The 24926-nt window shown below is 35.2% G+C and carries 25 protein-coding genes and 1 riboswitch; of the genes, 7 read left to right on the top strand and 18 right to left on the bottom strand.

Annotated elements, in window-relative coordinates; all coding sequences use genetic code 11:
* Positions 1-128: 128 nt before the first annotated feature.
* Both H3S88_RS04750 and H3S88_RS04745 read right to left on the bottom strand, forming a co-directional pair.
* A complete protein-coding gene (locus H3S88_RS04750; protein ID WP_198226919.1) occupies positions 129-965 on the bottom strand; it encodes an MBL fold metallo-hydrolase in 837 nt (278 codons plus the stop codon).
* Positions 966-977: 12 nt separating this feature from the next.
* Positions 978-1304, bottom strand: coding sequence for a hypothetical protein (locus H3S88_RS04745; protein ID WP_198226921.1), 327 nt, complete (start codon positions 1302-1304; stop codon positions 978-980).
* 671 nt (positions 1305-1975) lie between these two features.
* Here H3S88_RS04745 and H3S88_RS04740 point away from each other — a divergent pair.
* Positions 1976-2461, top strand: coding sequence for an STY0301 family protein (locus H3S88_RS04740; RefSeq protein WP_198226923.1), 486 nt, complete (start codon positions 1976-1978; stop codon positions 2459-2461).
* Positions 2462-2621: 160 nt separating this feature from the next.
* Complete coding sequence (locus H3S88_RS04735; RefSeq protein WP_198226925.1) at positions 2622-3074, top strand: STY0301 family protein; 453 nt, start codon at positions 2622-2624, stop codon at positions 3072-3074.
* Between the two features lie 329 nt (positions 3075-3403).
* Here the strand turns inward: H3S88_RS04735 and thiD are convergent, their stop codons facing one another.
* From thiD to H3S88_RS04670, 13 genes are all read right to left on the bottom strand, one after another.
* The gene (thiD, locus tag H3S88_RS04730) at positions 3404-4198 is read right to left on the bottom strand and encodes a bifunctional hydroxymethylpyrimidine kinase/phosphomethylpyrimidine kinase (RefSeq protein ID WP_198226927.1); all 795 of its coding nucleotides are present in this window, start codon (positions 4196-4198) and stop codon (positions 3404-3406) included.
* Positions 4199-4209: 11 nt separating this feature from the next.
* Entirely contained in the window at positions 4210-4857 is a 648-nt protein-coding gene (gene thiE, locus H3S88_RS04725; RefSeq protein ID WP_198226929.1) for a thiamine phosphate synthase, read from the bottom strand.
* A 9-nt stretch (positions 4858-4866) separates the two neighbouring features.
* On the bottom strand, positions 4867-5655 hold the full coding sequence (thiM, locus tag H3S88_RS04720; protein WP_198226931.1) for a hydroxyethylthiazole kinase: 789 nt from the start codon (positions 5653-5655) through the stop codon (positions 4867-4869).
* A 58-nt stretch (positions 5656-5713) separates the two neighbouring features.
* A riboswitch (TPP riboswitch) is annotated at positions 5714-5816 on the bottom strand.
* A 36-nt stretch (positions 5817-5852) separates the two neighbouring features.
* Complete coding sequence (trkA, locus tag H3S88_RS04715; RefSeq protein WP_039127547.1) at positions 5853-7214, bottom strand: Trk system potassium transporter TrkA; 1362 nt, start codon at positions 7212-7214, stop codon at positions 5853-5855.
* 167 nt (positions 7215-7381) lie between these two features.
* A complete protein-coding gene (gene trpS / locus H3S88_RS04710; protein ID WP_198226933.1) occupies positions 7382-8377 on the bottom strand; it encodes a tryptophan--tRNA ligase in 996 nt (331 codons plus the stop codon).
* A 38-nt stretch (positions 8378-8415) separates the two neighbouring features.
* A complete protein-coding gene (locus H3S88_RS04705) occupies positions 8416-9111 on the bottom strand; it encodes a phosphoglycolate phosphatase (RefSeq protein ID WP_039127542.1) in 696 nt (231 codons plus the stop codon).
* A complete protein-coding gene (gene rpe / locus H3S88_RS04700) occupies positions 9104-9781 on the bottom strand; it encodes a ribulose-phosphate 3-epimerase (RefSeq protein ID WP_198226935.1) in 678 nt (225 codons plus the stop codon). Before rpe ends, H3S88_RS04705 begins: the two co-directional genes overlap by 8 nt.
* Before the next feature lie 39 nt (positions 9782-9820).
* Entirely contained in the window at positions 9821-10642 is an 822-nt protein-coding gene (locus H3S88_RS04695; protein ID WP_039127536.1) for a Dam family site-specific DNA-(adenine-N6)-methyltransferase, read from the bottom strand.
* 52 nt (positions 10643-10694) lie between these two features.
* Entirely contained in the window at positions 10695-11462 is a 768-nt protein-coding gene (locus H3S88_RS04690; RefSeq protein WP_198226937.1) for an SPOR domain-containing protein, read from the bottom strand.
* A 67-nt stretch (positions 11463-11529) separates the two neighbouring features.
* Positions 11530-12051, bottom strand: a complete 522-nt coding sequence (aroK, locus tag H3S88_RS04685; RefSeq protein WP_039127531.1) for a shikimate kinase AroK — start codon at positions 12049-12051, stop codon at positions 11530-11532.
* A 186-nt stretch (positions 12052-12237) separates the two neighbouring features.
* On the bottom strand, positions 12238-13200 hold the full coding sequence (gutQ, locus tag H3S88_RS04680; RefSeq protein WP_198226939.1) for an arabinose-5-phosphate isomerase GutQ: 963 nt from the start codon (positions 13198-13200) through the stop codon (positions 12238-12240).
* A gap of 195 nt (positions 13201-13395) precedes the next feature.
* Positions 13396-14019 carry a LysE family transporter gene (locus H3S88_RS04675; RefSeq protein WP_198226941.1) on the bottom strand — a complete coding sequence of 208 codons (624 nt, stop codon included), beginning with the start codon at positions 14017-14019 and terminating at the stop codon, positions 13396-13398.
* 7 nt (positions 14020-14026) lie between these two features.
* Positions 14027-15469 carry an LTA synthase family protein gene (locus tag H3S88_RS04670; protein WP_198226943.1) on the bottom strand — a complete coding sequence of 481 codons (1443 nt, stop codon included), beginning with the start codon at positions 15467-15469 and terminating at the stop codon, positions 14027-14029.
* 250 nt (positions 15470-15719) lie between these two features.
* On the opposite strand from H3S88_RS04670, the gene H3S88_RS04665 reads away from it, so the two are divergent.
* The 4 genes from H3S88_RS04665 to glyA all read left to right on the top strand — a co-directional run bounded on the left by H3S88_RS04665 (position 15720) and on the right by glyA (position 18431).
* The gene (locus tag H3S88_RS04665) at positions 15720-16058 is read left to right on the top strand and encodes a hypothetical protein (protein WP_039127520.1); all 339 of its coding nucleotides are present in this window, start codon (positions 15720-15722) and stop codon (positions 16056-16058) included.
* Between the two features lie 81 nt (positions 16059-16139).
* Complete coding sequence (locus H3S88_RS04660) at positions 16140-16484, top strand: hypothetical protein (RefSeq protein WP_144091512.1); 345 nt, start codon at positions 16140-16142, stop codon at positions 16482-16484.
* Positions 16485-16577: 93 nt separating this feature from the next.
* The gene (locus H3S88_RS04655) at positions 16578-16958 is read left to right on the top strand and encodes a hypothetical protein (RefSeq protein WP_198226946.1); all 381 of its coding nucleotides are present in this window, start codon (positions 16578-16580) and stop codon (positions 16956-16958) included.
* A gap of 216 nt (positions 16959-17174) precedes the next feature.
* On the top strand, positions 17175-18431 hold the full coding sequence (glyA, locus tag H3S88_RS04650) for a serine hydroxymethyltransferase (protein WP_198226948.1): 1257 nt from the start codon (positions 17175-17177) through the stop codon (positions 18429-18431).
* Positions 18432-18524: 93 nt separating this feature from the next.
* On the opposite strand, the gene H3S88_RS04645 is transcribed toward glyA, so the two are convergent.
* Positions 18525-20720 (bottom strand): MerC domain-containing protein, encoded by a 2196-nt coding sequence (locus H3S88_RS04645; RefSeq protein WP_198226950.1) that lies wholly within the window; start codon positions 20718-20720, stop codon positions 18525-18527.
* A gap of 225 nt (positions 20721-20945) precedes the next feature.
* Between H3S88_RS04645 and H3S88_RS04640 the strand changes: the two genes are divergently transcribed.
* Positions 20946-22871, top strand: coding sequence for an ABC transporter ATP-binding protein (locus H3S88_RS04640; protein WP_198226953.1), 1926 nt, complete (start codon positions 20946-20948; stop codon positions 22869-22871).
* A 66-nt stretch (positions 22872-22937) separates the two neighbouring features.
* Here H3S88_RS04640 and H3S88_RS04635 read toward each other — a convergent pair whose 3' ends face one another.
* Together H3S88_RS04635 and tpx are read right to left on the bottom strand one after the other, a co-directional pair.
* On the bottom strand, positions 22938-24101 hold the full coding sequence (locus H3S88_RS04635; RefSeq protein ID WP_065603577.1) for a sugar transporter: 1164 nt from the start codon (positions 24099-24101) through the stop codon (positions 22938-22940).
* Positions 24102-24243: 142 nt separating this feature from the next.
* Positions 24244-24756, bottom strand: coding sequence for a thiol peroxidase (gene tpx, locus H3S88_RS04630; protein WP_039129152.1), 513 nt, complete (start codon positions 24754-24756; stop codon positions 24244-24246).
* Positions 24757-24926 lie beyond the last annotated feature (170 nt).

Genomic DNA, 24926 nt, shown 5'->3' with positions numbered 1-24926 from the left:
TAAAAATATTACTCGCAATTACTCTGTTATTTTTTAAATAACTCTAATTGATATTACCGTTAATATAATTAAATATTCTTAAATCACCATTCAAAGAAATAATGATTTTAGTAAATAACAATGTTTAATTAACCATCTGTAACTATTTTGTATCCTGTCTGAGATTTTTTGATATAACCAAAACCTTTAGGTCCAAAATGCATTCCACCAACAAGAATATTGTCGCGACAAACCATATTTAGAACTTGAGTTCGTGTTTCTATAGCTAAGTTTGGATCATAGTCAAAAGCGATCGAGACGTTTGGTTTTAATAATTGGATATATGGAAAATGGACAATATCACCCCAAATTAATAAACTTTGCTTGCTACCAATAATTTTATAACCTGTATGTCCTGGTGTATGGCCTTGCATCGGAATAGCAAATATATTAGGAAATACCTCATTTTTATTAATGAAACACAAACTATCTTGATACTGTTTGAAAACATTGCGAGCAAAAATAATGTTATTTTTTATACGGTCAGAAGCCGAGAGAAAAGATTTTTCATCTTCCAAATAATGATATTCTTCCTGACTAATCAATAATTTTGCATTTGGAAAAACAACTTCTCCATTAGAAGTAAGCAAACCACCAATATGATCTGGATGAGCATGAGTAAGTAGGATAGCATCTATATCTTTAGGTTTAAGAGTTAATTTAGTTAGATTATTAACTAACTCTCCTCCCCAACCTTTAACCCCACCTGCGCCAGCATCAATTAAAATATTCATTCCTTGTTGTTGTACTAAAAACGTATTGATATGTACAGAATTTAGTTTTTTTTGATGTGCATTTCGCTGGATAATTTCACACTCTTTAACATTAATATTAGCCAGTAAATTAAAGTTAGCATCCAAATAACCATCACTTATTGCTGTAACTAAAATATTTCCTAGTTCTTTCTTTGAAAATTCTTTATTCATAGCTTGTTACCTTCAATTTTTGGCAAATATGTAATCAACGTCATACATAAAACAACGAATTCTGGCTTTAACTCCCATCTTTTCTTCAATTAATAAATCAACTTGATGTAAATAGGTTATCATCACCTCTTCACTACGAAAAACTTCTTTTCTCAACTTAGCTTCAAAGTAGATTGGTTTTCCATAGCCGATATCGGATGTTAAATAGGCTATGTGTATATTATTATCTTCAGCTTGTAACACTTTTTTTGTTATATTTTTTAAACAAACTGAAAATTCAGAAAAAGCATTCGTTCCAATCTTTTGATCTTCTGATGTATAAATTGTAATACTTGGCATTTGAGTTCCTCTTTTATTATTACGATATATGCAAATTATTAACTACAGTTATTAATAAATATGACTTTGGTTTTAGTACCAGATAAGTTTTCTTACTTTTAAGGATCTCAAATATTATTAAAATAATATCTATTTTATGCTAACAGATAATTTCGATATTCTTATCGAAAAGATTGATACCTTAGTAAACTTAACTTGGGGATTTTTTAATAAAACAGGTTAATATTTATTAATAATGTTATACTTATCGGTCTGTTTTTTGACTAAATAATGCTATTTAAACTAATCCAATATGGCATTAAATTGAGATTTGCTTTAAACCGTTTTATATGGATATCAATGCAGGCAGATTTCCGAAGAAAAGTTCAGTGAAAGATAGAGCGGAAAATATCATTTATCATTCTGAATGATTTAATGAATATAGCTAAAAAAATATCTCGTAATAGTAAACAAATTGCCTTTCAAATTGATAATGAAACGGTATAGACTCCTGAATAATTTTTACAAATATCACGGTTTTTTACTGAAACGTATGCGTTACCTGAAACTTTTTAACAAATTTGTTTTATGAAAAATTTCTTATTTTATTTAAAAGATTAATTCATCTTGATCTTTGTTACGGTGTTGGCATAATCATTTAAGTAATAATTGATTTTAAAAGGATTTATAAGATGAATAAAAAAATCTTACGCATTACTGTCGTTTCAATGGCTTGGTTGGCTGCCGTTTTTGCTGTGAATGCTTATCAAATTGAATGTCCTAAAGCACTCAAAGTTAAAACATCTGTCGAAAACCTTCCTGATGGCTGGGAAGTTATTGAGAGTGAAGATAGTGCTTTATATGAACCTGCTAGCCTATCTGTTTTTTACAATAAACCCGTTAAAATGATAGAACAAAAGCCTGAAGAAACTTTAATCGGTCGTAAAAATTGGGGTAAACAGTTTGAGCTTACATGGCTAGTAAGTCCGCCTCTTGAAGATGTGCCATTTTATGTCAATTGTAGTTATGATGGAAGTTTTATCCAATTGATAAAAAAAATTGATCGTTCGGTGAATATTTGCAAGAGTTTTTATTCTGAGGATAAATACGGCAAAGTAGAAAATAGTATTGTTTCACTTAACTGTACCAATAATGAAACAAACGAAACAAATAATTAGGTCTAAACTTTATTATCAAACTAGAATAATTAATAATCGAATTTATTAAAAGGGCAATTATAACGACCCAATATTTTTATGTAATTGTCGTAATTATTTTAATATTAATTGTTTTTCCAATTTATGAATAGCAAAGACAGTTTTTAAAGGAAAATAGAATATGAAAGGAAAAAGATTATACAGCGCTATGATAACCATCGCTTGTTTGGCGAGTGCTTTTACTATAAATGCGTATCAGATTGATTGCCCAAAAGAGATGACAATCAAAGTCAAAGTTGAAGAAATGCCAGATGGATGGGAAATTTCGGAAGATAGAACTTACACTTCATCTTTTTTTAATTTAGGACTTTTTTATGATAAACCCGCTAACAAAGCTTCGTTGGTACCTGCAAGAGGCACAATTGATGGTAAACAACAAAAATTAGTATGGGAAGTAAATCATGTCAAAGATACCGCTCCTTATTATGTTGTTTGTCAATATGCGAGCGGAGTTGCAATCACCAAAAAGATTGATCTTTCAATGAAGAGTTGCTGGGCGCTCTATTCAGAAGATAAAGATACAAAACAAGGATCGCTCCACTGTAGTGTGAGTGAAGCAAAGAATCTGCATTAGTTTATTTGATGTACAAATCTTTCAATACAAAAATTATGATTGCATGGAAAGAGAGAGCAAAACCTTTTGAATCATGACCCGTATCTTTAAGGATTACTTCTTAAAGATAGCGTATTTGTGATTCATGTTAGATGTAATTGTGATTTTAATTCCTATGTTTTTGATGGTTATTGGTCTTTGAGTAATAAAAAAGCAATTCCATTGATTAATTGAAATTGGGATTAAGATAATTTTAGATATTTATGTTCTGCTGGTGTGTTGTTATGTTTAAAAATCATATTAACTCTTTTTTCGACACACCAGTTTCAGTATTTATTAAAAAATTTAATCTACCACCACTGATAAAAATGGTGCGTTGGACCAATTCCTTGACCAATGTTTAACTCATCTGCATGAGTAATTGCACCTTGCAAATAGTCTTTCGCTTGCTGTATGGCATCTTCTAAACCATGTTTAGGCAGCAGTGTCGCAATTGCTGCCGATAATGTGCAACCCGTACCATGAGTATTTTTAGTTTGAATTCGCGGTGAGACCATTCTAATCGTTTGCATTGGGGTTATTAAATAATCCGGGCTCTCTGGACTGGGTAAATGCCCACCTTTCATTAAAACTGCTTTACAACCTAATTTCAATAACTCATGACCTTGTTGTTGCATTTGATCTTCGTTTTTTGCTTCTTCACAATCGAGTAACGTTGCTGCTTCGGGAAGATTGGGTGTTATTACCGTTGATAAAGGTATTAATAGTTCACGAATAGCACTAACAGAGTCAGATTTTAACAGCGTATGTCCCCCTTTAGCGATCATCACCGTATCAAGCACAATGTTAGCAATAGGGTTATTGTTCAGCAGATGATAAACAGTCGTTATGATCTCTTTATTCATTAGCATTCCCATTTTCACGCTATCAATTTTTATATCGTGATATAGGGTATTAAATTGTTCAGCCACAAATGTAGGATCAATTGCCAATACACTATCAACGCCTTGGGTACTTTGTGCGGTAAGGGCGGTGATTACTGACATTCCATAGGCTCCGAGAGCTGAAAAGGCTTTTAAATCTGCTTGGATACCTGCACCACCACTTGGATCAGAACCGGCAATGGTTAAAGCAACGGTTGTCATAATATTACCCCTTATTTTTTTTGAGCTTGTTGGATTTTTTCAATTAGCGATAATGTGGCTTGTTGTATATCTTTTTGACCACAAATTGCCGAAACGACAGCAATGCCTTCAATACCACTTTGCAATATTGGGGTAGCATTATTGGCATTAATGCCACCTATTGCCACAGCAGGGCGCTGTTTTAGCTTAACTAATTGAGTTAATTGTGGCATGCCCATTGCTGGTGCGGCATCTTGTTTAGTGCTGGTAGGATAAATTGGACCAATCCCAATATAATCGACAAGTTGCCATGGGACTTCATTAAGTTGTTGGCGATTAGCAACCGAAAATCCTAACCATTTGTCATTGCCAATTAATTTACGTGTGACATCGACTGGTAAATCGCTTTGCCCAATATGGACACCATCGGCATCAATTGCTAGGGCTATATCAACATGATCGTTAATAAGTAAAGGAACACGGGTATCGCTTAACACTTCTTTTAACGCTTCTGCTGCGTAATACCAATTTTTACCAGAAAATTCATGTTCTGATCTTAATTGAACGGCGGTTACCCCATTAGCAACAGCGATTTTTGTGGTCTCTACCATGCCAGTAATACCACCACATAAAATTGGATCTAGGACTAAATAGAGACTTAAGTCGAGAAGTTTATTCATCTGATTTCCTTATATTTGTGATGGGTTAAATAGTGAAAGCTGATCGATCAGCGATACTGCGTAAGTGCCTAACCCTTGTTGTTTGTTGGCAAGCTCTCCAGCTTTTTTCATCATAAAACAGGCTGATGCTGTAGCAAGTAAGGTATTAGATGAGCCAGCAATAAAAGCTGCAACCATGGCTGATAATGAGCAACCAGTACCAGTAATTTTAGTTAATGCTATATCCCCGCCTGTGATGCTGTAAGTCTGTTTACCGTCAGTAATATAATCAATATCTCCGGTAATGCTAACGATGGTTTGATGTTTTTGGGCAAGCTGTTTAGCTGCATTTAAGGCCGATTCAGTAGAATCTTGGCCGTCGGGACCTTTGGCAGATGAGTTATCACCATTTAAAGCTAATATTTCTGAAGCATTACCACGAATAACGGTAGGTTTATAACCAATTAATTGATGGACTATATCGGTACGATAAGCAAGTGCTGGTCCGACTGCGACCGGATCGAGTACCCATGGTATGTGATTTTTTTGAGCACTGGCAGCTGCTAATAACATGCTTTCTGCACTATTGCTATCAAGGGTGCCAACATTGATTAGTAAACTATTGGCAATTTGCACAAATGAGGCAACTTCTTGCTTAGCAATGACCATGGCTGGTGATGCGCCAATTGCTAATAATACATTCGCTGTAAAATTTTGAACCACATCATTAGTAATACAGTGTACTAATGGATGTTGTTGTTTTACATGATCGATAAAAGATCTTGCTTGGGTTATTTGCAGGGCTTGAGTGGCAGACATATTCTTTCCTTACAACAAGTTATAAAGTTAGCTTAGGGAAGAGTGTGCCAATTGAGGACTTTTAAGGCTTAGACTTCCCTACGCTGGTATAATCCAGATCAGGTTCAACGGGTAAAATCTCAGTTTTTTGTGGGTAACAAAAAACACCCTGAGTCAAAAGAGCTTTTATTATGGACTGACTAATAATTTAACACAAGTTATTGTAATAATTTTTCTATATCGGTTATGTCACGTCGGTCAGGTAAGAAGATGATGAGATGATCGTTCGTTTCGATGGTTAAATCCGTATTAACGATAATTACATCTTCACCACGCACTACCGCACCAATGGTAGCACCAGAAGGTAATTTTAAACCGTTGATATTTTTACCCACCAGTTTGGAACTCTCTTTATCTCCATGTGCAATCACCTCGACAATTTCAGATTCGCCCTGTCTTAAAGAGACCACTTTAACAACCGCCGATTGTCTTACATGGCTTAATAGCTCTGAAATAGTGGCATGTTGTGGTGAAATAGCAATATCTATAACGCTATCATTAATCAGTTCAAGGTAGGCTTGCTTTTGGATTAAAACAATCACTTTTTTAGCGCCCATTCTTTTAGCTAACATGGATGACATAATGTTAGATTCATCGTCACTTGTTACAGCAATAAACAGATCTGTGAGTTCAACTTGTTCTTGTGATAGCAGCTCTTGATCTGACGATTCACCATGTAAAACAGTGGTATTAACCAGTTGTTCGGCAATTAATTCGGCACGTTCAGCGTTACGTTCAATTAATTTAACTTGATAGTCATTCTCTAAACGTTTAGCTAAAGCAATCGCGATGCCACCACCACCACTAATTATGATGCGTTTATAAGGTTTTTCCAGCCGCTGTAATTCACTTGTTACTGCTTTGATATTGCTAGGTGGGGTGATGAAATAAACCATATCACCCGCTTCAATGAGTGTAGAGCCTAATGGGCGAATAAAGCGATTTTTTCGATATATTGCAACCACTCTGGCTTCAACATGGGGTAAATGTTCTTTCAGTTCAGACAATTCGCTTCCGACTAAGGCTCCACCATAGTAGGCCGTCACCGCAACCAAACATACACGGTTATCGTAAAAAGAGGCAAACTGTAACGAGCCTGGATATTGTACTAACTGACTTACGTGATTAGTAATTAGATTTTCTGGAGCAATAATATGGTCGATATTAATGCAATCTTTATTGAAAAATGGATATTTTTCGTCGTTATATTCTGGTGCACGAATACGTGCGACTTTTTGCGGAATATTGAACATAACGTGACCTATTTGACAGGCCATCATATTCACTTCGTCCGAATTAGTGACGGCAACCAGCATATCAGCCGATTCAGCACCCGCACTTTCTAATACTTGTGGATAAGATGATTTGCCACAAATAACCTGTAAATCAAAACGCTCTTGTAAAGATTGCAATTTATCATGATCTTCATCGACCACCGTTACATCGTTTTGTTTTTCGGTAACAAGGTATTCAGCTAAAGCACTGCCTGTTTGTCCAGCACCAAGAATAATAATCTTCATAACTAACCCATATATTTAGATGGCTTTAATCGTTATTCACTAACTTCGTTGATTAAAGCCAATCTATACTATTTTTTTGTGATAGTTAGCGATTTTAAGTTATAACTATCAATTTGTGGTTTAGCAGTTAATGGTTTATTTTGTTTAAAACAGTTTATTAAAATTGTTTATACAAAACCAATTGCGTCATAAACCTTTTTCAAGGTTGGTTCGGCTTTTGAACGTGCTTTTTCTGCACCTTCTTGCATGATTGAATGTAAGTAATTTTCATCATCACGATATTGGTGATATTTAGTTTGTAACGCTGTTAACATATCAATCACTTGAGCTGCCACTTCAGTTTTAAGGTGTCCGTACATTTTGCCTTCAAACTCTTTTTCAAGTTCAGCAATAGGTTTACCTGTAATACCTGTTAAGATATCAAGTAAGTTAGATACACCAGCTTTATTTTTTAAATCGTAACGTACGACTGGTGGTTCGTCAGAATCGGTCATTGCTCGTTTGATTTTCTTCTCAACGTCTTTAGGATTTTCAAGTAATCCAATCACATTATTGCGGTTTTCATCTGATTTAGACATTTTTTTGGTTGGATCTTGTAATGACATGACCCGTGCACCAACTTTAGCAATAAAAGGCTCTGGCACAGTAAAGATATCGCCATAAAGCGCATTAAAACGCATAGCAATATCACGCGATAATTCAAGGTGTTGCTTTTGATCGTCACCAACAGGTACTAAATTGGCTTGGTATAATAAAATATCGGCAGCCATCAAAACTGGATAATCAAATAGACCCGCATTGATGTTTTCGGCATGGCGAGCTGATTTGTCCTTAAACTGCGTCATTCGACTGAGTTCACCAAAATAGGTGTAACAGTTTAATGCCCAACCCAGTTCAGCATGAGCGGGTACATGAGATTGTACAAAAATAGTGCTTTGTTTCGGATCGATGCCACATGCTAAATATAAGGCTAATGTATCAAGGGTCGCTTTACGCAATTTTTGTGGGTCTTGACGTACAGTAATTGCGTGCTGATTGACGATACAATAAACGCAATCATATTCGTTTTGCAACGCTACCCAGTTTTTTAAAGCCCCTAAATAGTTGCCAAGTGTTAGTTCGCCTGATGGCTGAGCGCCACTAAATACAATCGGTTTACTCATAATTTATTCCTAATCTAGTTATTTTTTATCTTTGCTTATTATTTCTTAGCTTCAGCTTTAGGCTGAGGTAATAAGGTTAATATATCTTTAAAATCATCCAATAAAAAATCGGGATTGCTCGTTGCAATCGAGATGCCATAGTTATACCCATAAGTTAGTGCAACCGTCGGGCATTTGGCATTTTGTGCGGCAGTAATATCGTTTTTAGAATCGCCTACAAACAATAATTGATCGCTAAATAAACCAAAGGTTGCCATGACTTGGTATAACGGAGCAGGATGGGGTTTTAATTTAATAACATCACCACCACCAAGCACTAGGGAAAAGTACTCTTTTATGCCAAGCGACGATAATAGGGCAGGCAAAAATTGAGCGGGCTTATTGGTTACCAGTGCCAGTGGATATTGATTCTCATGCAGCGTTTTTAAGGTTTCTTTCACATGCGGAAACAGCTTAGTTTCAGCATCCATCACTTTGTCATAATGTTGATTAAACAGGGTTTTAGCTTGGGCAAGTTGTTCAGTTGATGGAACAACATTGATCGCTTTAAAAATGCGCTCTAACATTACATCAATGCCATTGCCAACAAAGTTTTTTACTTGTTCGTTTGTTATTGTGGGTAGTTTTAAATCTGCAAGCATGTTTTGTGCAGCAAGTGCAAGTCCTGGCACACTATCAACGAGTGTACCATCTAAATCAAAGGCGATTGCTTGAATATCTTGTAATTTATGCATGTGTTACTCCTGCTAACTGTTGGCGCATAGCGTCAATTACTGCTTTGTAATCGGGTTCACCAAAAATAGCTGAGCCCGCAACAAACATATCGGCCCCAGCTTTGGCAATTTCGGCAATGTTGTCAACTTTTACGCCACCATCGACTTCTAAACGAATATCTCGTCCTGATTCAATAATGCGTTTTCTGGTTTGTTGTAATTTTTTTAAGGTAGATGGAATGAAAGACTGTCCACCAAAACCAGGGTTAACGCTCATTAATAAAATAATATCAATTTTATCAATAATATAATCTAAGTAATCTAAAGGGGTAGCTGGATTAAGCACAATACCAGCACTGCAACCATGATCTTTGATTAATTGTATTGAGCGATCCAAATGGATGGTCGCCTCGGGATGAATAGAAATATTAGTAGCACCCGCTTTAGCGAAAGATGTAATTAATTCTTCAACCGGTGAAACCATTAAATGCACATCAATGGGTGCAGTGATCCCATAGTTACGTAACGCTTTGCAAAACATTGAACCCATAGTTAGATTGGGTACAAAATGATTATCCATTACATCAAAATGGATAACATCGGCACCAGCATCAAGTACTTTTTGAGTATCTTCACCAAGACGAGCAAAATCAGCGGATAGTATGGATGGTGCTATAATAAATTCTTTCATAACCTACCTCTAAATAATCAACTTTACATATGAGTCTACTCATGACTTTTTATATAAAGCTAAAATTTCATCAATCTTTTTTCTACTTCCACCAGCACAACTGATTGAACGACGCATTTCTGCTCGATAAAGATGACTCGCTTTATTATATAGCGTCATGGTGTAATCAGTATAATGGTTAGACACCAGTACGGGTATATTTTTTTTGTATGCCACTGTTTCCGCTAATTTTGACAAATTTTCATGCTCTTCAAAGCCAAATATATTGGAATAATAAGATGTAAATCCCCCTGATTTATTAGGTGGAATATAAGGTGGATCACAATATATCACCGAATTTTGTCCAGCCTTTTGCATCACTTCGTGATAGGGCGCACAAATAAACTCAGCTTTTTGTGCTTTTTCAGCAAAAAAGTAGAGTTCTTTTTCAGGAAAATAGACTGTTTTATATCGACCAAAAGGTACATTAAATTTTCCGTTAGTATTATAACGACATAAACCGTTATAACCATGTCGATTAAAATAGACAAAGAGTAACGATCTTAAATACTGATCGTTGCTACCATTAAAAACATCTCGGAGTTGGTAAAATGCCTCAGATTGATTATTTTGCTCATTAAATAATGGTCTAAGATCATTAATAAATTGATCAGGGTTTGTTTTTAGTAGTTTGAATAGTGCAATTAAATCATGATTGATATCAGCTAAAATATAACTTTTGTAATCGGTATTTAAAAAAACAGAACCTGCGCCTACAAAAGGTTCAATTAATTGCTCCCCTTCTGGTAGATATTGCTTAATTGTGTCTACAAGCGCATACTTTCCTCCGGCCCATTTTAAAAAGGCTCGTTGCTTCTTCAACGGTTGCTCCTATTTTTTCGTTGCTAGTAGGATAAATGGACGATATCCTTTATTAATTTACTATTTTTTCTTTATTTACTTCTGCTCCAGATTTAACCCATGGTTTATCTTTTTGGAGAGCAGCGGGTAGTGATTTGATCGCTTTACGAGCCTCATCAAGTGATGAATAATTACCTTTAACTAAAATAAACCATTTACCATTGCTGTATTGAGTTTCATAAATCTGGTAATCCGTTATTTTATTTTGTGTAACAAATTTTTTTAAGCCCTCAGCCGACCTAGATGCAGTAATTTGAATCACATAATGATCATCTCTTATCCTAAAGTTTTTAGCTAAACTATTGTTGTCATCGTTTAGATTAGCTGTATTTTTAGTTGGTTTTTTTTCGCCATTACGATTGGCATTTGACGCCACATTTGGATTATCAGTTGAATTTATACTATTACTGCTATTTTCAGATGGTTTTGGCACATCAGGTTTAGATGGAGTTGATCTTTCTGAATTCGCTAAAGCATTATCAGGTGTCTTACCATTATCTGTAACATTGCTTTGCCCATTGTGAATAGCATTAGTTGTATCCGTTTCATCTGTTGAAGCAACACCGTTAACCACAGGAGGCGTTAATGGCGTTGGTTCGCTTGTTTGTGAAGGTCGGAAAATAATCAAGCTAAGTAATAAAAAAATAATTAGGATTATTAAACCGCAAATAATAAGTTTTTTCTTTGGATAATTTTGAAGAAAATCTGGCCATTTTAATGGGAGCATTGAATCCTTGTTAGGTTGTTCTGATATATAACGATCGTCTTTATCTACACGCATATTGACTCCTTAACCTATCAAAAGATTTATAGCCTCACAAAGCACCATTATTTCTAAAATAAGTGACTTAAATTTGCTCTATTTTCTCAATAATATAACTTGCAACACCTTTAGCACTTTGTTCATCAGTTTTGATTGTAATATCCGCAATTTCTTCATAAAGAGGTTCGCGCTCTCCAGCAAGTTCTTCATAAAGTTCTCTTGGAGTATTGCTACCTTGTAAAAGTGGGCGACGTTTATCTTTTTGAGTTCTAGCCATTTGTTTCTCAATGGTTGTTTCAAGATAAACAACAATGCCACGAGCCGATAATCGATTGCGCGTCTCTTTCGATAGCACTGAACCACCACCAGTAGCAAGTACTACACCTTGTTTTTCAGTCAATTCATTAATGACTTTTTCTTCTCTGGCTCGGAATCCGTCTTCACCCTCTAAATCAAAAATCCATGCAATATCAGCGCCTGTACGTTTTTCAATCTCTTGGTCTGAATCAAAAAATTCCATGCCTAGCTGTTGTGCAATCTGTCGGCCAATTGTGCTTTTTCCTGCCCCCATTGGGCCAATTAGAAAGATATTTCGCTTTTCTGCCATTGTAGTTTCATCATCTATTAATTTTGGTTAAAATATACAACACAACGTTAACGTTCTATGATTTATTTAATCATTTACATTGTTAACGGTGTAACTTTTCTTGGATCTCCGTCTAACGACAAAAATTTAGGTCGGTAATTATCTCAATAGATAGTACCTTTTTGCAATAAGTATTTATAATAGTTTTTAGCTTATTCCTGCTTGGTGTAAATCATGAATATTTAATGCGCCTACTAATTCACCAGCACTATTAACAACAGGTGCTGCAGTAATATTATGATCATTAAATGATTTTAGTGCTTCGACCGCTTTCCAATTCTCAGGTATTTGAAAGCCAGGGCTAGTCATAACAGCGCTAATGCTATCTTGCAATGTACCATTTTTGAGCAATAACCGACGTAAGTCCCCGTCGGTAAAAACACCAATTATTTTATTATTATCCTGACAGATTGCAACTAACCCCACTCCTGTACGGCTTAATTCTAACATGGCGTCAAATACGGTTGCAGTGTGCGGTACTTTTGGAATTAAATCACCTTGTCGCATGACATCTTTAACATGGTTGAGTAATTTAGCCCCCAAACTACCCGCAGGATGAGAGCGAGCAAAATCCTCTTCTTTAAATCCACGAGCGCGCATCACGGCGATAGCAAGTGCATCACCCATTAGTAGCGTATTGGTTGAGCTTGAAGTCGGTGCAAGTCCCATTGGGCAAGCTTCTTCTTCGATAGATATATCAAGCACAGCTTGTGCTGATTTAGCTAACGGCGAATCCAATCCACCTGTAATTGCTATCACAGGTACGTCCATTGATGAAAGTATCGGTAGAATAAAATTAAATTCCTTTGCTCGTCCAGAATATGAGATAAGAATCGCTACATCATTTTTAGTGACCATACCTAAATCCCCGTGTAAGGCTTCAGATGGGTGCATGAAAAAAGCGGGGCTACCAGTACTGGCTAATGATGCTGCAATTTTTTTTCCAATATGCCCCGATTTTCCAATACCTGATACCACGACTTTCCCTTTATTCGATAAAATAAGCTGACAAGCTTCAACAAAATCTTTACCTAGTCTATCGGGTAATTTTTGGGCTTCATGAAGTTCTAATTCAAGAAGTTCTCGACCATATTGTAACAATTTGTTCATATTTACTAACCTAATGTAATTAACTATAATTAAATCATAATACTATAATCGATAAAAAAGAGTAGCTGATTACAGTCAATCATATGGCTAACAGTGTATCAATTAACTATACAAGATTCAAAAAAAGAAAGTTTTTATGTAAAAAAGTTTCAGGAAAAGATAACGTTTCAGTAAAAAATTATTGATGAATTTACCCTAAAATCCTAAAGCAACTTTTATCCCCAAAGTTATTAAAATAATACCTAATAATTTATCGATAATAATTTGTATTTTAAAGTATCTTCTTTGTACAGCTTGTGTTTGAAATATATAGACAACAAAAGGCCACCAAAAAACAGCTTCTATCCAAATAATAAGTGCTACGAGTAATTTATCTATTATTGATGAATCGGCATTCAATACCTGAGTGAAAATTGCTAAGAAAAATAATGTTGCTTTAGGATTAAGTAGGTTGCAAAACAGGCCTTGCATAAAGGCTGTTTTAGCAGAAATACATTTGTTGTTTGATTGCTGTGTAAGATAAGTTGTACTGGTGTTTTTTGCTAGTAATGCTTTTATTCCGAGCCATAACAAGTAAGCTGAACCTGCATAACGTAACCCATTATAAAGTATTGGTGTTGTTGCAATGAGTATGGCAATACCTGCAACACAGTAACTCATATGAATTAATATTGCCATTATTACGCCCAGACAAGACAACAACGCGATTTTTCGGCTATAACTTAAACTGTTTTTTAAAATCAGAAAGAAATCTGGCCCAGGAGAAATCATCCCTAAAAAACTGATAGTAATGACTAAAATTAATGTATCAGCCGTCATTTTGTACCTATTTAAATAGTTGCGCAGAGTTATTTATTGTTGCAATTTTTGATTTATTTCGTTCAATAAACTGTTTTTTATTGAAATTTGGCTCATTTAGGTAATCTGTTAAAAATTTAGCATTACTTTCAACTTGTGCACCATTTAAAATTAAACGCGGTAAATCAATTTGGTAGATGACTTGATCGGGCGTTTTATGTAAATTTTCACTCTTAGCATTGGTTAGTAAATAAAGTTTACGCTCTTTTTCTGATAGGCGATTAATTGTTGCTGTACCAGCTCCCATCATTAAATGGTCGGGAAAAATATAAAATACAGTATTATCTAATAATCCATTATCTTTTAAATGTCGGATAAATTGTCCAACATTATAATCGAGTGAAGCAGCAACAAATGACATGTTATCATTTTTAGGTGATATAACTGACTTCATGCGCTCATCATTAAAGCCATTAGGCGCATGAGTTGAAACTGTTGAGATAAATAACGCAAATGGTTTACCTGAGTGATTCATCTCGGTAATTTGTTTTTGAGCTATATCTAAAATATCCTTGTCATATAATCCAAATGGGGCATTAGGGTATTGACCAACATAATTTTCTTCCGAGATGATTTGCATACCAAATAACCCTGCCGTATGACCAATTCCAGCGAAATTAGGGCCTGCCATTACATAACGTGTTTGGTAGCCAGCTTGTCTTAATACATCACCCAAGCTTACTAATTGTGTTTGATCTGCTTTCATTAATGGGGAAGTTGTGTATCCTCCAATTAGAAACGGCATGCCTGTCATATAAGTATACATTGAAGCGGTAGTCCAACTACTGCCAGCACTCATTGGCATATTAGCAAAGAAAGTATAATCTTGGCGTAACTGTCGTAAGTTGGGTGTAATTTCTTCAAAATCAAAAAAACCTTGTTCAAAGGATTCAAGAGATAAAACAATAATATTTTTGCCCTTTTGACTCACAATCTGATCTTTGGTTGGATAATCAACCATATTTAATGATGCTAGTGCTTGTTTAAATGGTTCGCGAGGTGCACTTGTTACTTGATATATTTCATATAAACGACTTAAAGGGCCGTTATGGTAACTTATTGAGATGATTGCAAGACTGGCAAATAATAAGCGGATAAATAACCGACATTTAGATTTGCATAGATTGGCTAATTTTGACAATAAAAATACCAATCCTAAAAAGACCGCAATAACTAATACTGCTTGCAGTTTGAAAATGAATAACCCTTCAATGATATCATTTACATTTAAATTCACATAAAACTGATAGTCAATAAAACCTCCACTAAAGTAGACAGAGGTGAGTTCCATCACGATAAGAACGGTCATGAATGTGATGGTCACTAATTGCCATTTTTTTTGTTGAAATAGTGAAGCAAAAATAATAGTTAATACCAAAAAAGGCAAAATAACGAGCGTAGATAAGGGCATAAAACGTATTACTCAATAATCAATTTTGGTAACAGTATATACATAATACTAATAAATAAAAAAGTGCTATTGTAATTTTGTGATAATCAAAATTGATTTGCTATGTTACTTTTATAATTACTTAATTATTTATTTCTATATAATAATCTACAGGTAAAATTGATTTATGTTAATTAAATAATTGGCAATTAACTTTTTTAGTTTGAATATTAACCTCATCAAGTAAAAAGGAATAATTAAAGGTGATGATATGAAAAAATTAACTATCTTTGTATTGTTTATGTTTAGTCCGTTACTCTCCTTTGCTAATGGACCTGATTGTTATACTTGGCCTATGAATATGACCGAAGGTTGGTTAAAAAATATGAATATTGTGGATATTGTGGATTTAGATGAATCGAAAACTCGAATTATCCAATTAGCATCACAAGAGATCGAAAAAGGTTTATATAATCAAATTTATCATTTTGTTTTCTACGATAACAAAGGGAATAGTTACGAAGTTATTACTCAAAATAATGCTTCGGACGAAGAATGCTCAATGAGTCAGGTCAATCATTACTTAGTATCACAAAGTAATGTACATTAATGGTGAATATAACATTATATTAGTAAATTCAATATTTTTAATGCTTGTTATAAAGTAACAAAGGAATTTTAAGGTAATAATATGAGGAAACTTTCTATTCTAATGCTGTTGGTATCACTTCCACTGATGTCCCACGCCCAAGAGCTTGATTGCAAAGCTTGGTCTTTAGATAAAGCCAAAGAGTGGTTAAAAAGTAGTAATATTGTTGATAGTCAAAACTTGAGTGAATCAAAAATGAGGATCACACTTTTAGCGACTGAACAAAAAAGTAAAAATCTTTATACACAAATTTATCATTTTATTTTTTATGATAATCAAAATAAAGCTTATGATGTGATCACTAAAAGTAATGCCTCTAAAACAGAATGTTTTGGTGACGTAGATAGTTATTTTATTTCAAAACGCCAGATCAACCATTTAAACTAAACAATTAAATTAAAAAAAGATTTAATCCATTAATGTTCAATTTTACTTGTCAAGGAAACAGGTAAAAATAAAATTAAAACATAAGGTTATAAAATGAAAAAAATTTTTCTTATTGTAGGAGTAATGTTATGGTCAACATACTCCTTTGCTAAAGCACCCGATTGTGCTTCTTTTCCGATGAATACTGCCGCGACATGGATGCAGAATGAAGGCATCCTTGCTAAGGAGGATATAGCTTCTTCAAAAACTAAAATAAATTTATTGGCATCAGAAAAAAAAATTAACACCAATAAAATGATTAAAAAGAAGTTTATCTATACAAATATCTATAATTTCGTTTTTTATGACGATGATGGCAAAAGTTATCAAGTTATCACTAAAATTGATACAGTTGAATCACCTAAAAATAGGATTGATTGTTCGTATGGTGGTTTTAGCGAATTTTATTTTGTCTCAAAAGAAGGGGGATTTTGAGACTTAAAATTGTCACTCCTAGTAGTTTTCAAAGATTAGGGTAATAATAAAAACTGCCTTATTTAATTACCGTTTTAATATAAATTTTTTTTATAATTAAAAAAAAAGATTGAAATAATACGCTGATTAAGTGAGGATAATTGCTAATGATGATTTTTTTTTTAAATCAGTGCAGTAAAGCTTAATAGTTAATGCAATTAATAACTAGGAGTCAATATGTTCAGTAAAGATATGACCATTGCCACTTATGATAAAGAATTATGGGATGCAATTAAAGGTGAAGAGCAACGTCAAGAGGATCATCTTGAATTAATCGCATCGGAAAATTATACCAGTCCTCGAGTAATGCAAGCACAAGGATCGCAATTAACCAATAAATATGCCGAAGGTTACCCTGGCAAACGTTATTATGGTGGTTGTGAGTATGTTGATATTGTCGAGACTTTAGCTATTGAGCGAGCAAAAACTTTGTTTGGTGCTGATTATGCTAATGTGCAACCTCATTCGGGTTCACAGGCTAATTTTGCTGTTTATATGGCATTATTAAAACCAGGTGATACAGTACTAGGCATGAATTTGTCAGAAGGCGGGCATCTAACACATGGTTCACCTGTAAGTTTTTCTGGTAAATTATATAATGTCGTCGCTTATGGTGTAGACGAAACTGGCCATATTGATTATGAACAATTAGAAAAAATAGCCTTAGATTCAAAACCTAAAATGATTATTGGTGGGTTCTCTGCTTATTCAGGCGTGGTCGATTGGAAACGTATGCGTGAAATTGCTGATAGTGTCGGAGCGTTCTTGTTTGTGGATATGGCGCATGTGGCAGGTCTAGTTGCAGCAGGCGTATATCCTAATCCAGTACCTTTTGCTCATGTTGTTACCACGACAACTCATAAAACATTAGGCGGACCACGTGGCGGGTTAATTCTAGCCAAAGGTGGCAGTGAAGAACTTTATAAAAAATTAAATTCGGCGGTTTTCCCTGGTGCACAAGGCGGGCCTTTAATGCATGTGATTGCCGCCAAAGCTGTAGCCTTAAAAGAAGCGATGGAACCAGCCTATAAAGAGTATCAACATCAAGTGATTAAAAATGCGCAAGCCATGGTTGATGTAATTTTGAAACGTGGTTATAAAGTGGTTTCAGGCGAAACGCAAAATCATCTATTTTTAATTGATCTAGTCGATAAAAAAATTACCGGTAAAGAAGCAGACGCCGCGTTAGGTAGCGCAAACATTACGGTAAATAAAAATAGTGTACCAAAAGATCCACAAAGTCCATTTGTAACTTCAGGTGTGCGTATCGGTTCACCAGCCATTACACGTCGAGGTTTTAAAGAAGCAGAATCACGTGAGTTGGCAAATTGGATTTGTGATGTGTTAGATAACATTGATGACGAGCGAATCATTCAAGCAGTAAAAGCTAAAGTGTTAGATATTTGTCGCCGTTTACCGGTTTATCAACACTGATTAACTATTATTTAGTTAAGCATTGCCGATAAATCGATCGGCAATTAGTTTGTATTGGCTATCGGATTAAATCTCCAATAGCCATTTTGTTTTTTAATGATTTTCACTTGTGTTACTATTGTTTTGCTTCTCTGACTGCTGTTGCACATTTTGTTGAGTATGATGTTGTGGTTCAAAAATTTTATCTAAATAACCTTCGTGCCAAAGCCAGCCACCACTAATACCCACACCTAATAATATGGCTAACCATAGAATAATGATGAATTTATAATGATGTTGCTTCAATGGATCGCTTAAATTGCGTTTAGCATTGTCAGGCAGTTCGGCTTTGCTTGTGAGCAATCCCCCTAACATTAAGTTGATTTTTACTTGTCCATTAATGGCCCATCCCGATGCTTCAAGTAATGGTCCGAGAGTACGACGACGTAGTTTTAACCATGCTAAAATCACCGAAGGACCGGATACAATCAAAAATATTCCAATAATGACTAATGGAAATTGCCACCAAGCGAGCGAAAAGATAGCCTGAAAGATAGACGCCAAAGCGGTACCAATAGCACCAATGGCTAAGCCAATTGCAGCAAAAATCCCCATACTTTTACCGATATCAAATTTATTAGCAGGATTTTGTAAGGCTTGTTCGCTAGACTTATCGATATCAGCATCTTTGTCTGTTGCCCACTTATTAATTTGTTCGGTAATTAAACGACCAATACGTTGATAAGGCGCCCAAATGGCTTGTTGAATGCTAATTGGCTTAGTGATTATTTTAACCACATTGGCATCCCAATCATTGCCATTATTATCAATAAATACACCATTACGACCTTCGATCAATAAATCACCTTGTCCAGCGGTCATCGCTGCCGCAATCAGTTTCTTTTCACCCTGACGAGTGCATTCGCAGTAGAGTAAACAGAGCTCAGAATAATTTGCCATATTGGCATGTTTGGCAATATTATCGACGGCAACACATAGGGTAGCACAACGACCATCAATATACAGTTTACCAAGCTGGAAAGCGGCTCTTTTTTTAAGTGAGAAGAAATCAGCAAACGAGGCAAAATTAACCAGTAAACGATAAAGATGTTTATGAAACAGAACTAACTTTTCAAGCACAAGTACATCCGATGCTGAAATAGGGGTTTGGTTATCTTGTTCGATCATCTGCTTAAATTCTGTAAATAAATCCGAATTTAGCAAACTGGTAATAACATCATTGTGAATATCTTCTATACTCGCTGTTGGTTCAGTTGCAACCTTTAACTGAGTCAGTTCGGGTTTTGAACTAATTAGCGTAGTGTAGGCTTGTAAACTTTGTTGAATATTTTGCCACTCTTGCTGGGTAAGTTGGTCAGGATTTGATAATGATGAGGTAACTAAAGTTTTAAAACGACTGATCTTATCTTTCCAAAGTGGATTGAGCCCATTGACTAAATCAAGATAATTGGTGGAATCAATTTTTGATAAAGGTAATTCAGCCAAAGCTTCGTCTGACAGTAAACCATTTTCAGTTGGGACAATATATTTTTCATCAACATTAAGTGCGGTTTGTGCTTGTGGGGCATACTCGGCCAATTCAACACGTAAAAAATAATCATCAATTTTGGGTTTTAAAAGTTGGACTAATTTCCAAATTTCTGCTCGGTCTTCACCAAAGGGTGTTTGGGTATTACTGATATCGGTTTGCCACTTCTGCCAAGTTTTTAAATTATCAACAAAAGTTTGCGCAATCTCTAAGTCAATACCATCTTGCCCACTCATATCTTTTTGGGCACCGGTTGTTTTAATGGCGGTTTGAATAAATGTTTGCATTTCAGGTGATAATTCGGCAGAAGGTGGAAAAATTAAATCACCATTGTAAAGTTTACCTGCATTAACTTTTATCGACTCTTGTACATCTTCTTGGGTTAAATAATTTATATCATGCTTATTTAAATTAGCAAGAATGCTGTGTGCTGTAACTGACAGTTTTTTACCTTGTTCTGTTGAGGTGTTGATTTCAGATAAGGGTAATGTGTCAGAGGAGTTTAAAATCGTCTGAAATGATAATATTTTGTCTTTGGTCCAACTAATTGCATCTAAAATATCCGGTATACGAATGCGTCCATCTTGGTCAGTATCGAGTAAAGCTAAAGTTCGTTCATCAAAATCTAAACCTGTTGTTGGGCAGCTTAACGCTACCCACAATTTGGGATCTAAATCGGGTAGATTGATAATGTCGTTAGCGTTCTTAAATACAACTTGATCTAATCCACCAACTCGCTGGAATGTCCACATATGACTCATAAATAACCTCCGCACCAAAATATTATTAGTATATTCAATTGGTAATAATTTTTTTTAACTATAATTATTAATAAATATAGCTCTATTTGTTTTTATTATAGAAGAGAAGGGTAGTTCTCATTTTGTAAGGGTTTTCTTTCTTTGAAAGTTGATTTTTAGCTGCCTTTCACAACTTTGTGATAGAATAACGCTTTATTATTTAATATCCAAATAAAAATCATAAATATGTCATTAATTAATCTTACCAATGCTTATCTTTCATTCAGTGATGCGCCTTTATTAGATCATATTGATATGTCGATCGAAGTGAACGAACGCGTTTGTCTTGTAGGTCGTAATGGTGCAGGTAAATCCACTTTACTTAAAGTGCTTAATAAAGAAGTACCATTGGATGAAGGACAAATTGTTTATGAAAATAATGTTGTTGTGTCACGCTTACAACAAGATCCGCCCCGTGATGTTCAAGGTAATGTATTTGATTTTGTGGCGGAAGGATTACAAGAACAAGCTCAGTTGTTAAAAGATTATCACGAATTATCGCATCAAGTTGAGCAAGAACCCAGTGAAAGTAATTTAGCAAAACTAGCTAAAATGCAAGAACAGCTCGATCACCAAAATGGTTGGCAACTTGAAAATCGAATTCGTAATGTGATTTCATCGTTATCCCTAGATAGTGAAGCTCAATTATCATCACTTTCTGGAGGTTGGCTGCGTAAGGCTGCTTTAGCTAAAGCTTTGGTTTGTCAACCAACCGTTTTATTACTTGATGAACCAACTAACCATTTAGACATTGAAACCATTAAATGGTTAGAAGAATTTTTAAAAAGCTTTAATGGTAGCATTGTATTTATTTCACATGACCGTTCATTCATTCGTCAAATGGCGACACGAATTATTGATTTAGATCGTGGCAAAATCGCCTCTTGGAGTGGTAATTATGATAATTACTTACTTGGTAAAGAAGAAGCGTTGCGTGTTGAAGAGCTGCAAAACGCCGAATTCGATAAAAAATTAGCGCAAGAAGAGGTGTGGATCCGTCAAGGTATCAAAGCGCGTCGTACTCGTAATGAAGGGCGTGTACGAGCATTGAAAGCTATGCGACAAGAGTATTCTGAGCGTCGTAAAGTGATGGGCAGCGCTAAAATGCAAATTGAGGAAGCGTTACGTTCCGGAAAAATCGTTTTTGAATTGGAAAACGTGACTTATCAAGTTGATGATAAATTATTAGTCAATGACTTTTCAGTGCAAGTTTTACGAGGTGATAAGATTGCCCTGATTGGTCCTAATGGTATTGGTAAAACGACTTTGTTAAAACTGATGCTTGGTAATTTAACACCGACTTCGGGCAGCGTACATTGTGGCACTAAGCTTGAAGTCGCCTATTTTGATCAGTATCGTTTAGAGCTGGATCCCGAAAAAACAGTAATGGATAACTTGGCCGAAGGCAAGCAAGAGGTGATGGTAAACGGTCGTTCGCGTCATGTATTGGGTTATTTGCAGGATTTCTTGTTTCCACCTAAACGAGCCAGAACGCCAGTAAGGGCATTGTCTGGCGGAGAACGTAACCGATTGTTATTGGCAAAACTGTTCTTAAAACCTAGCAATTTACTGGTATTGGACGAACCAACAAACGATTTAGATATTGAAACGTTGGAATTGTTAGAAGAACTGGTCAATGATTATCAAGGAACTGTTTTATTGGTAAGCCATGATCGGCAATTTGTTGATAATGTTGTTACGCAATGTTGGTTCTTTGAAGATAAAGGGCATATTGGTATTTATGCTGGAGGTTATGCTGATGCGTTGCAACAACAGCAGCAGGCTCAACCCGTTAAAGTTTCGACAGTAAATAGCAGTCAACAACCTAAAAAAGAATCAAATACGGTCAATAATCAGAATAAAGAATCTGCGGTTAAAAAGAAAGTAAAACTTAGCTATAACGAACAACGTGAATTAGCCCAGTTGCCAAGCAAAATAGAACAGCTTGAAATTGCGATTGCTGATTTACAAGCGCAAATTGGTCAAAGTGACTTTTTTAATCAACCTCATGATATAACCGGTCCCATTTTACAATCATTAAGTGATAAAGAAGCCGAATTAGAAGCTGTGTTTGACCGCTGGGAACAGTTAGAAGCACTTAGTCAGCAGTAATGAATTTTACTGCCAATCAATAAACAAAATTAATAAGCGCTGTTACAACCAGCGCTTATTTGCTTTTTACCAAGTTTTTTTGGATAAAACGAAGAAAAGAAGTAACGCAAGGATCACAAAAATAGCACCGACTAACCCAATATAATCCGTTGACAGTTTTACTAACACTTGGCTGCCGACAAAGGCACCTCCGCCAATACCAATATTATAAATTCCTGAATAAACAGATGTGGCAATGTCAGTTGCATCGGGTGCGACATCGATCACTTTACTTTGCATGACCATACCAATAATTGTAATTGCTAATCCCCAGATCATGCCTTGCATCATCGCGGTGTAGAGATTAAATGAGCTGAAGTAGAGTGATAATAAGCACGCCATCAATAATATTACAGGTATAACTAATATCGCTGTTGGGTATTTACTTGAGTATCGAGTGAAAATGACACTGCCAATCATGCCTGAAAATCCAATAACTAATAATAGATGGACGACAATTTCTTGACTGAATCCTCCCACTCTCATCATAAATGGCGTAATGTAAGTATAGGCAGTAAAATGTCCGGTGATTATAATAGCCGTTAATAAGTAAATATTAAGTAAGGCCGGACGTTTTAGCACTTTGGGTAGATCCTTGATAGAAATGGTGTTAATACTAGGTACTTTAGGAAGTAAGTAAATCAATAAAACTAAAATACCAAAGGCAATGCCACCAATACATAAAAACGTGATACGCCAACCAACTAATTCTCCTATTTTGGTACCAATAGGAATGCCGAGTACCGTTGCCATAGATGTGCCTACTACAATAAAGCTCATCGCTTTGGCCTTTTTGCCATTCGGCGCTAATCGAACCGCTAATGGCGTGGTAATAGCCCAAAATACTGCATGTGCACAAGCGATACCAATACGAGCTGTCATTAAGCTATAAAAATTCCAAGCAAAGCCAGCTAATAGATGGCTACCGATAAATAGACAAAACAGAAAAATAAGGAGTTTACGACGCTCCATTTTGGATGTTAATACGGTTAAGGGTAATGATAGTAATGATACCGCCCAAGCGTATATCGTTAATAATAACCCTGCATGAGCGACATCCATCGAAAAGCTTTCCGCAATATTAGGCAGTAAACCAACCGGTACAAATTCGGTGGTATTGAAAATAAATCCAGCAAAAGCTAAACAAAGAATCGACGACCAGATCCGAGAGCGCTTTTTAGCATTATTCATGATTTTACTTAAAGATGGGATAAATTGATTAGTGGTAATTATAACTGAATATTGACCATTGTTACATATATCGAACTAATAAATCTTAACAAAGGCCACCCGTTGTAGTAAGGTGGCATAAACTTCATTATTAGGCTTATTTTTATAATATCGTTTTGACTACCTTTAATATTTTATCGTAATCAGGTTCATTTGAGATCTCTTTAACATATTCGACATAAGCAATTTTATCGTTTTTATCAACGACAAATACCGCGCGTGCCAATAAACGCATTTCTTCAATTACAACACCATATTTTAATCCAAAATCGAGATTCTTGTGATCTGATGTCACTTTAACCTCATCAATTCCGTCTGCTGAACAATAGCGATTTAATGCAAAAGGTAAATCGACACTGACTGAAAATATAATGGTATTTTTTAATTTTGTTGCTTCGACGTTAAAACGATGCACTTGAGCACTACATACCGAAGTATCAATGGAGGGAACTGAGTTAATAATTCTGACTTTACCTTTAAAATCCGATAATTTTATCGGTTGCATTTTGTTATTTTCGACAACAAAATCAGGCGCCTTATCACCAACTTTGATTTCAGGTCCGAGTAACGTGATAGGATGACCTTTCATAGTAACTTGATTTACTCTTTTTTGCATAATGGTTTCCTTTGTGTCGAGTTGAAGTGAATGACGTTTTTAATTTTCATTTACTATAAAGCTAGAATCAATAAGCAGCAATAATTTACTTTGCTTAAAATCCACAATTGATCTCATTATTAAATTTGTTGATAGCAATGCAATAAAACCAAAAAATAACCTCACCCTTT

Source organism: Gilliamella sp. B14448G11, assembly GCF_016101765.1.
GTDB classification, from domain to species: domain Bacteria; phylum Pseudomonadota; class Gammaproteobacteria; order Enterobacterales; family Orbaceae; genus Gilliamella; species Gilliamella apicola_N.
Note: the sequence above shows the minus strand (reverse complement) of the source record. Positions and strands in the feature narration are given on the sequence as shown.

Bases quoted from the DNA above. Each gene is read 5' to 3' on its own strand.
- H3S88_RS04750 (WP_198226919.1), bottom strand. From the start codon at position 965: ATGAATAAAGAATTTTCAAAGAAAGAACTAGGAAATATTTTAGTTACA.
- H3S88_RS04745 (WP_198226921.1), bottom strand. From the start codon at position 1,304: ATGCCAAGTATTACAATTTATACATCAGAAGATCAAAAGATTGGAACG.
- H3S88_RS04740 (WP_198226923.1), top strand. From the start codon at position 1,976: ATGAATAAAAAAATCTTACGCATTACTGTCGTTTCAATGGCTTGGTTG.
- H3S88_RS04735 (WP_198226925.1), top strand. From the start codon at position 2,622: ATGAAAGGAAAAAGATTATACAGCGCTATGATAACCATCGCTTGTTTG.
- thiD (WP_198226927.1), bottom strand. From the start codon at position 4,198: ATGACAACCGTTGCTTTAACCATTGCCGGTTCTGATCCAAGTGGTGGT.
- thiE (WP_198226929.1), bottom strand. From the start codon at position 4,857: ATGAATAAACTTCTCGACTTAAGTCTCTATTTAGTCCTAGATCCAATT.
- thiM (WP_198226931.1), bottom strand. From the start codon at position 5,655: ATGTCTGCCACTCAAGCCCTGCAAATAACCCAAGCAAGATCTTTTATC.
- trkA (WP_039127547.1), bottom strand. From the start codon at position 7,214: ATGAAGATTATTATTCTTGGTGCTGGACAAACAGGCAGTGCTTTAGCT.
- trpS (WP_198226933.1), bottom strand. From the start codon at position 8,377: ATGAGTAAACCGATTGTATTTAGTGGCGCTCAGCCATCAGGCGAACTA.
- H3S88_RS04705 (WP_039127542.1), bottom strand. From the start codon at position 9,111: ATGCATAAATTACAAGATATTCAAGCAATCGCCTTTGATTTAGATGGT.
- rpe (WP_198226935.1), bottom strand. From the start codon at position 9,781: ATGAAAGAATTTATTATAGCACCATCCATACTATCCGCTGATTTTGCT.
- H3S88_RS04690 (WP_198226937.1), bottom strand. From the start codon at position 11,462: ATGCGTGTAGATAAAGACGATCGTTATATATCAGAACAACCTAACAAG.
- aroK (WP_039127531.1), bottom strand. From the start codon at position 12,051: ATGGCAGAAAAGCGAAATATCTTTCTAATTGGCCCAATGGGGGCAGGA.
- gutQ (WP_198226939.1), bottom strand. From the start codon at position 13,200: ATGAACAAATTGTTACAATATGGTCGAGAACTTCTTGAATTAGAACTT.
- H3S88_RS04675 (WP_198226941.1), bottom strand. From the start codon at position 14,019: ATGACGGCTGATACATTAATTTTAGTCATTACTATCAGTTTTTTAGGG.
- H3S88_RS04670 (WP_198226943.1), bottom strand. From the start codon at position 15,469: ATGCCCTTATCTACGCTCGTTATTTTGCCTTTTTTGGTATTAACTATT.
- H3S88_RS04665 (WP_039127520.1), top strand. From the start codon at position 15,720: ATGAAAAAATTAACTATCTTTGTATTGTTTATGTTTAGTCCGTTACTC.
- H3S88_RS04660 (WP_144091512.1), top strand. From the start codon at position 16,140: ATGAGGAAACTTTCTATTCTAATGCTGTTGGTATCACTTCCACTGATG.
- H3S88_RS04655 (WP_198226946.1), top strand. From the start codon at position 16,578: ATGAAAAAAATTTTTCTTATTGTAGGAGTAATGTTATGGTCAACATAC.
- glyA (WP_198226948.1), top strand. From the start codon at position 17,175: ATGTTCAGTAAAGATATGACCATTGCCACTTATGATAAAGAATTATGG.
- H3S88_RS04645 (WP_198226950.1), bottom strand. From the start codon at position 20,720: ATGAGTCATATGTGGACATTCCAGCGAGTTGGTGGATTAGATCAAGTT.
- H3S88_RS04640 (WP_198226953.1), top strand. From the start codon at position 20,946: ATGTCATTAATTAATCTTACCAATGCTTATCTTTCATTCAGTGATGCG.
- H3S88_RS04635 (WP_065603577.1), bottom strand. From the start codon at position 24,101: ATGAATAATGCTAAAAAGCGCTCTCGGATCTGGTCGTCGATTCTTTGT.
- tpx (WP_039129152.1), bottom strand. From the start codon at position 24,756: ATGCAAAAAAGAGTAAATCAAGTTACTATGAAAGGTCATCCTATCACG.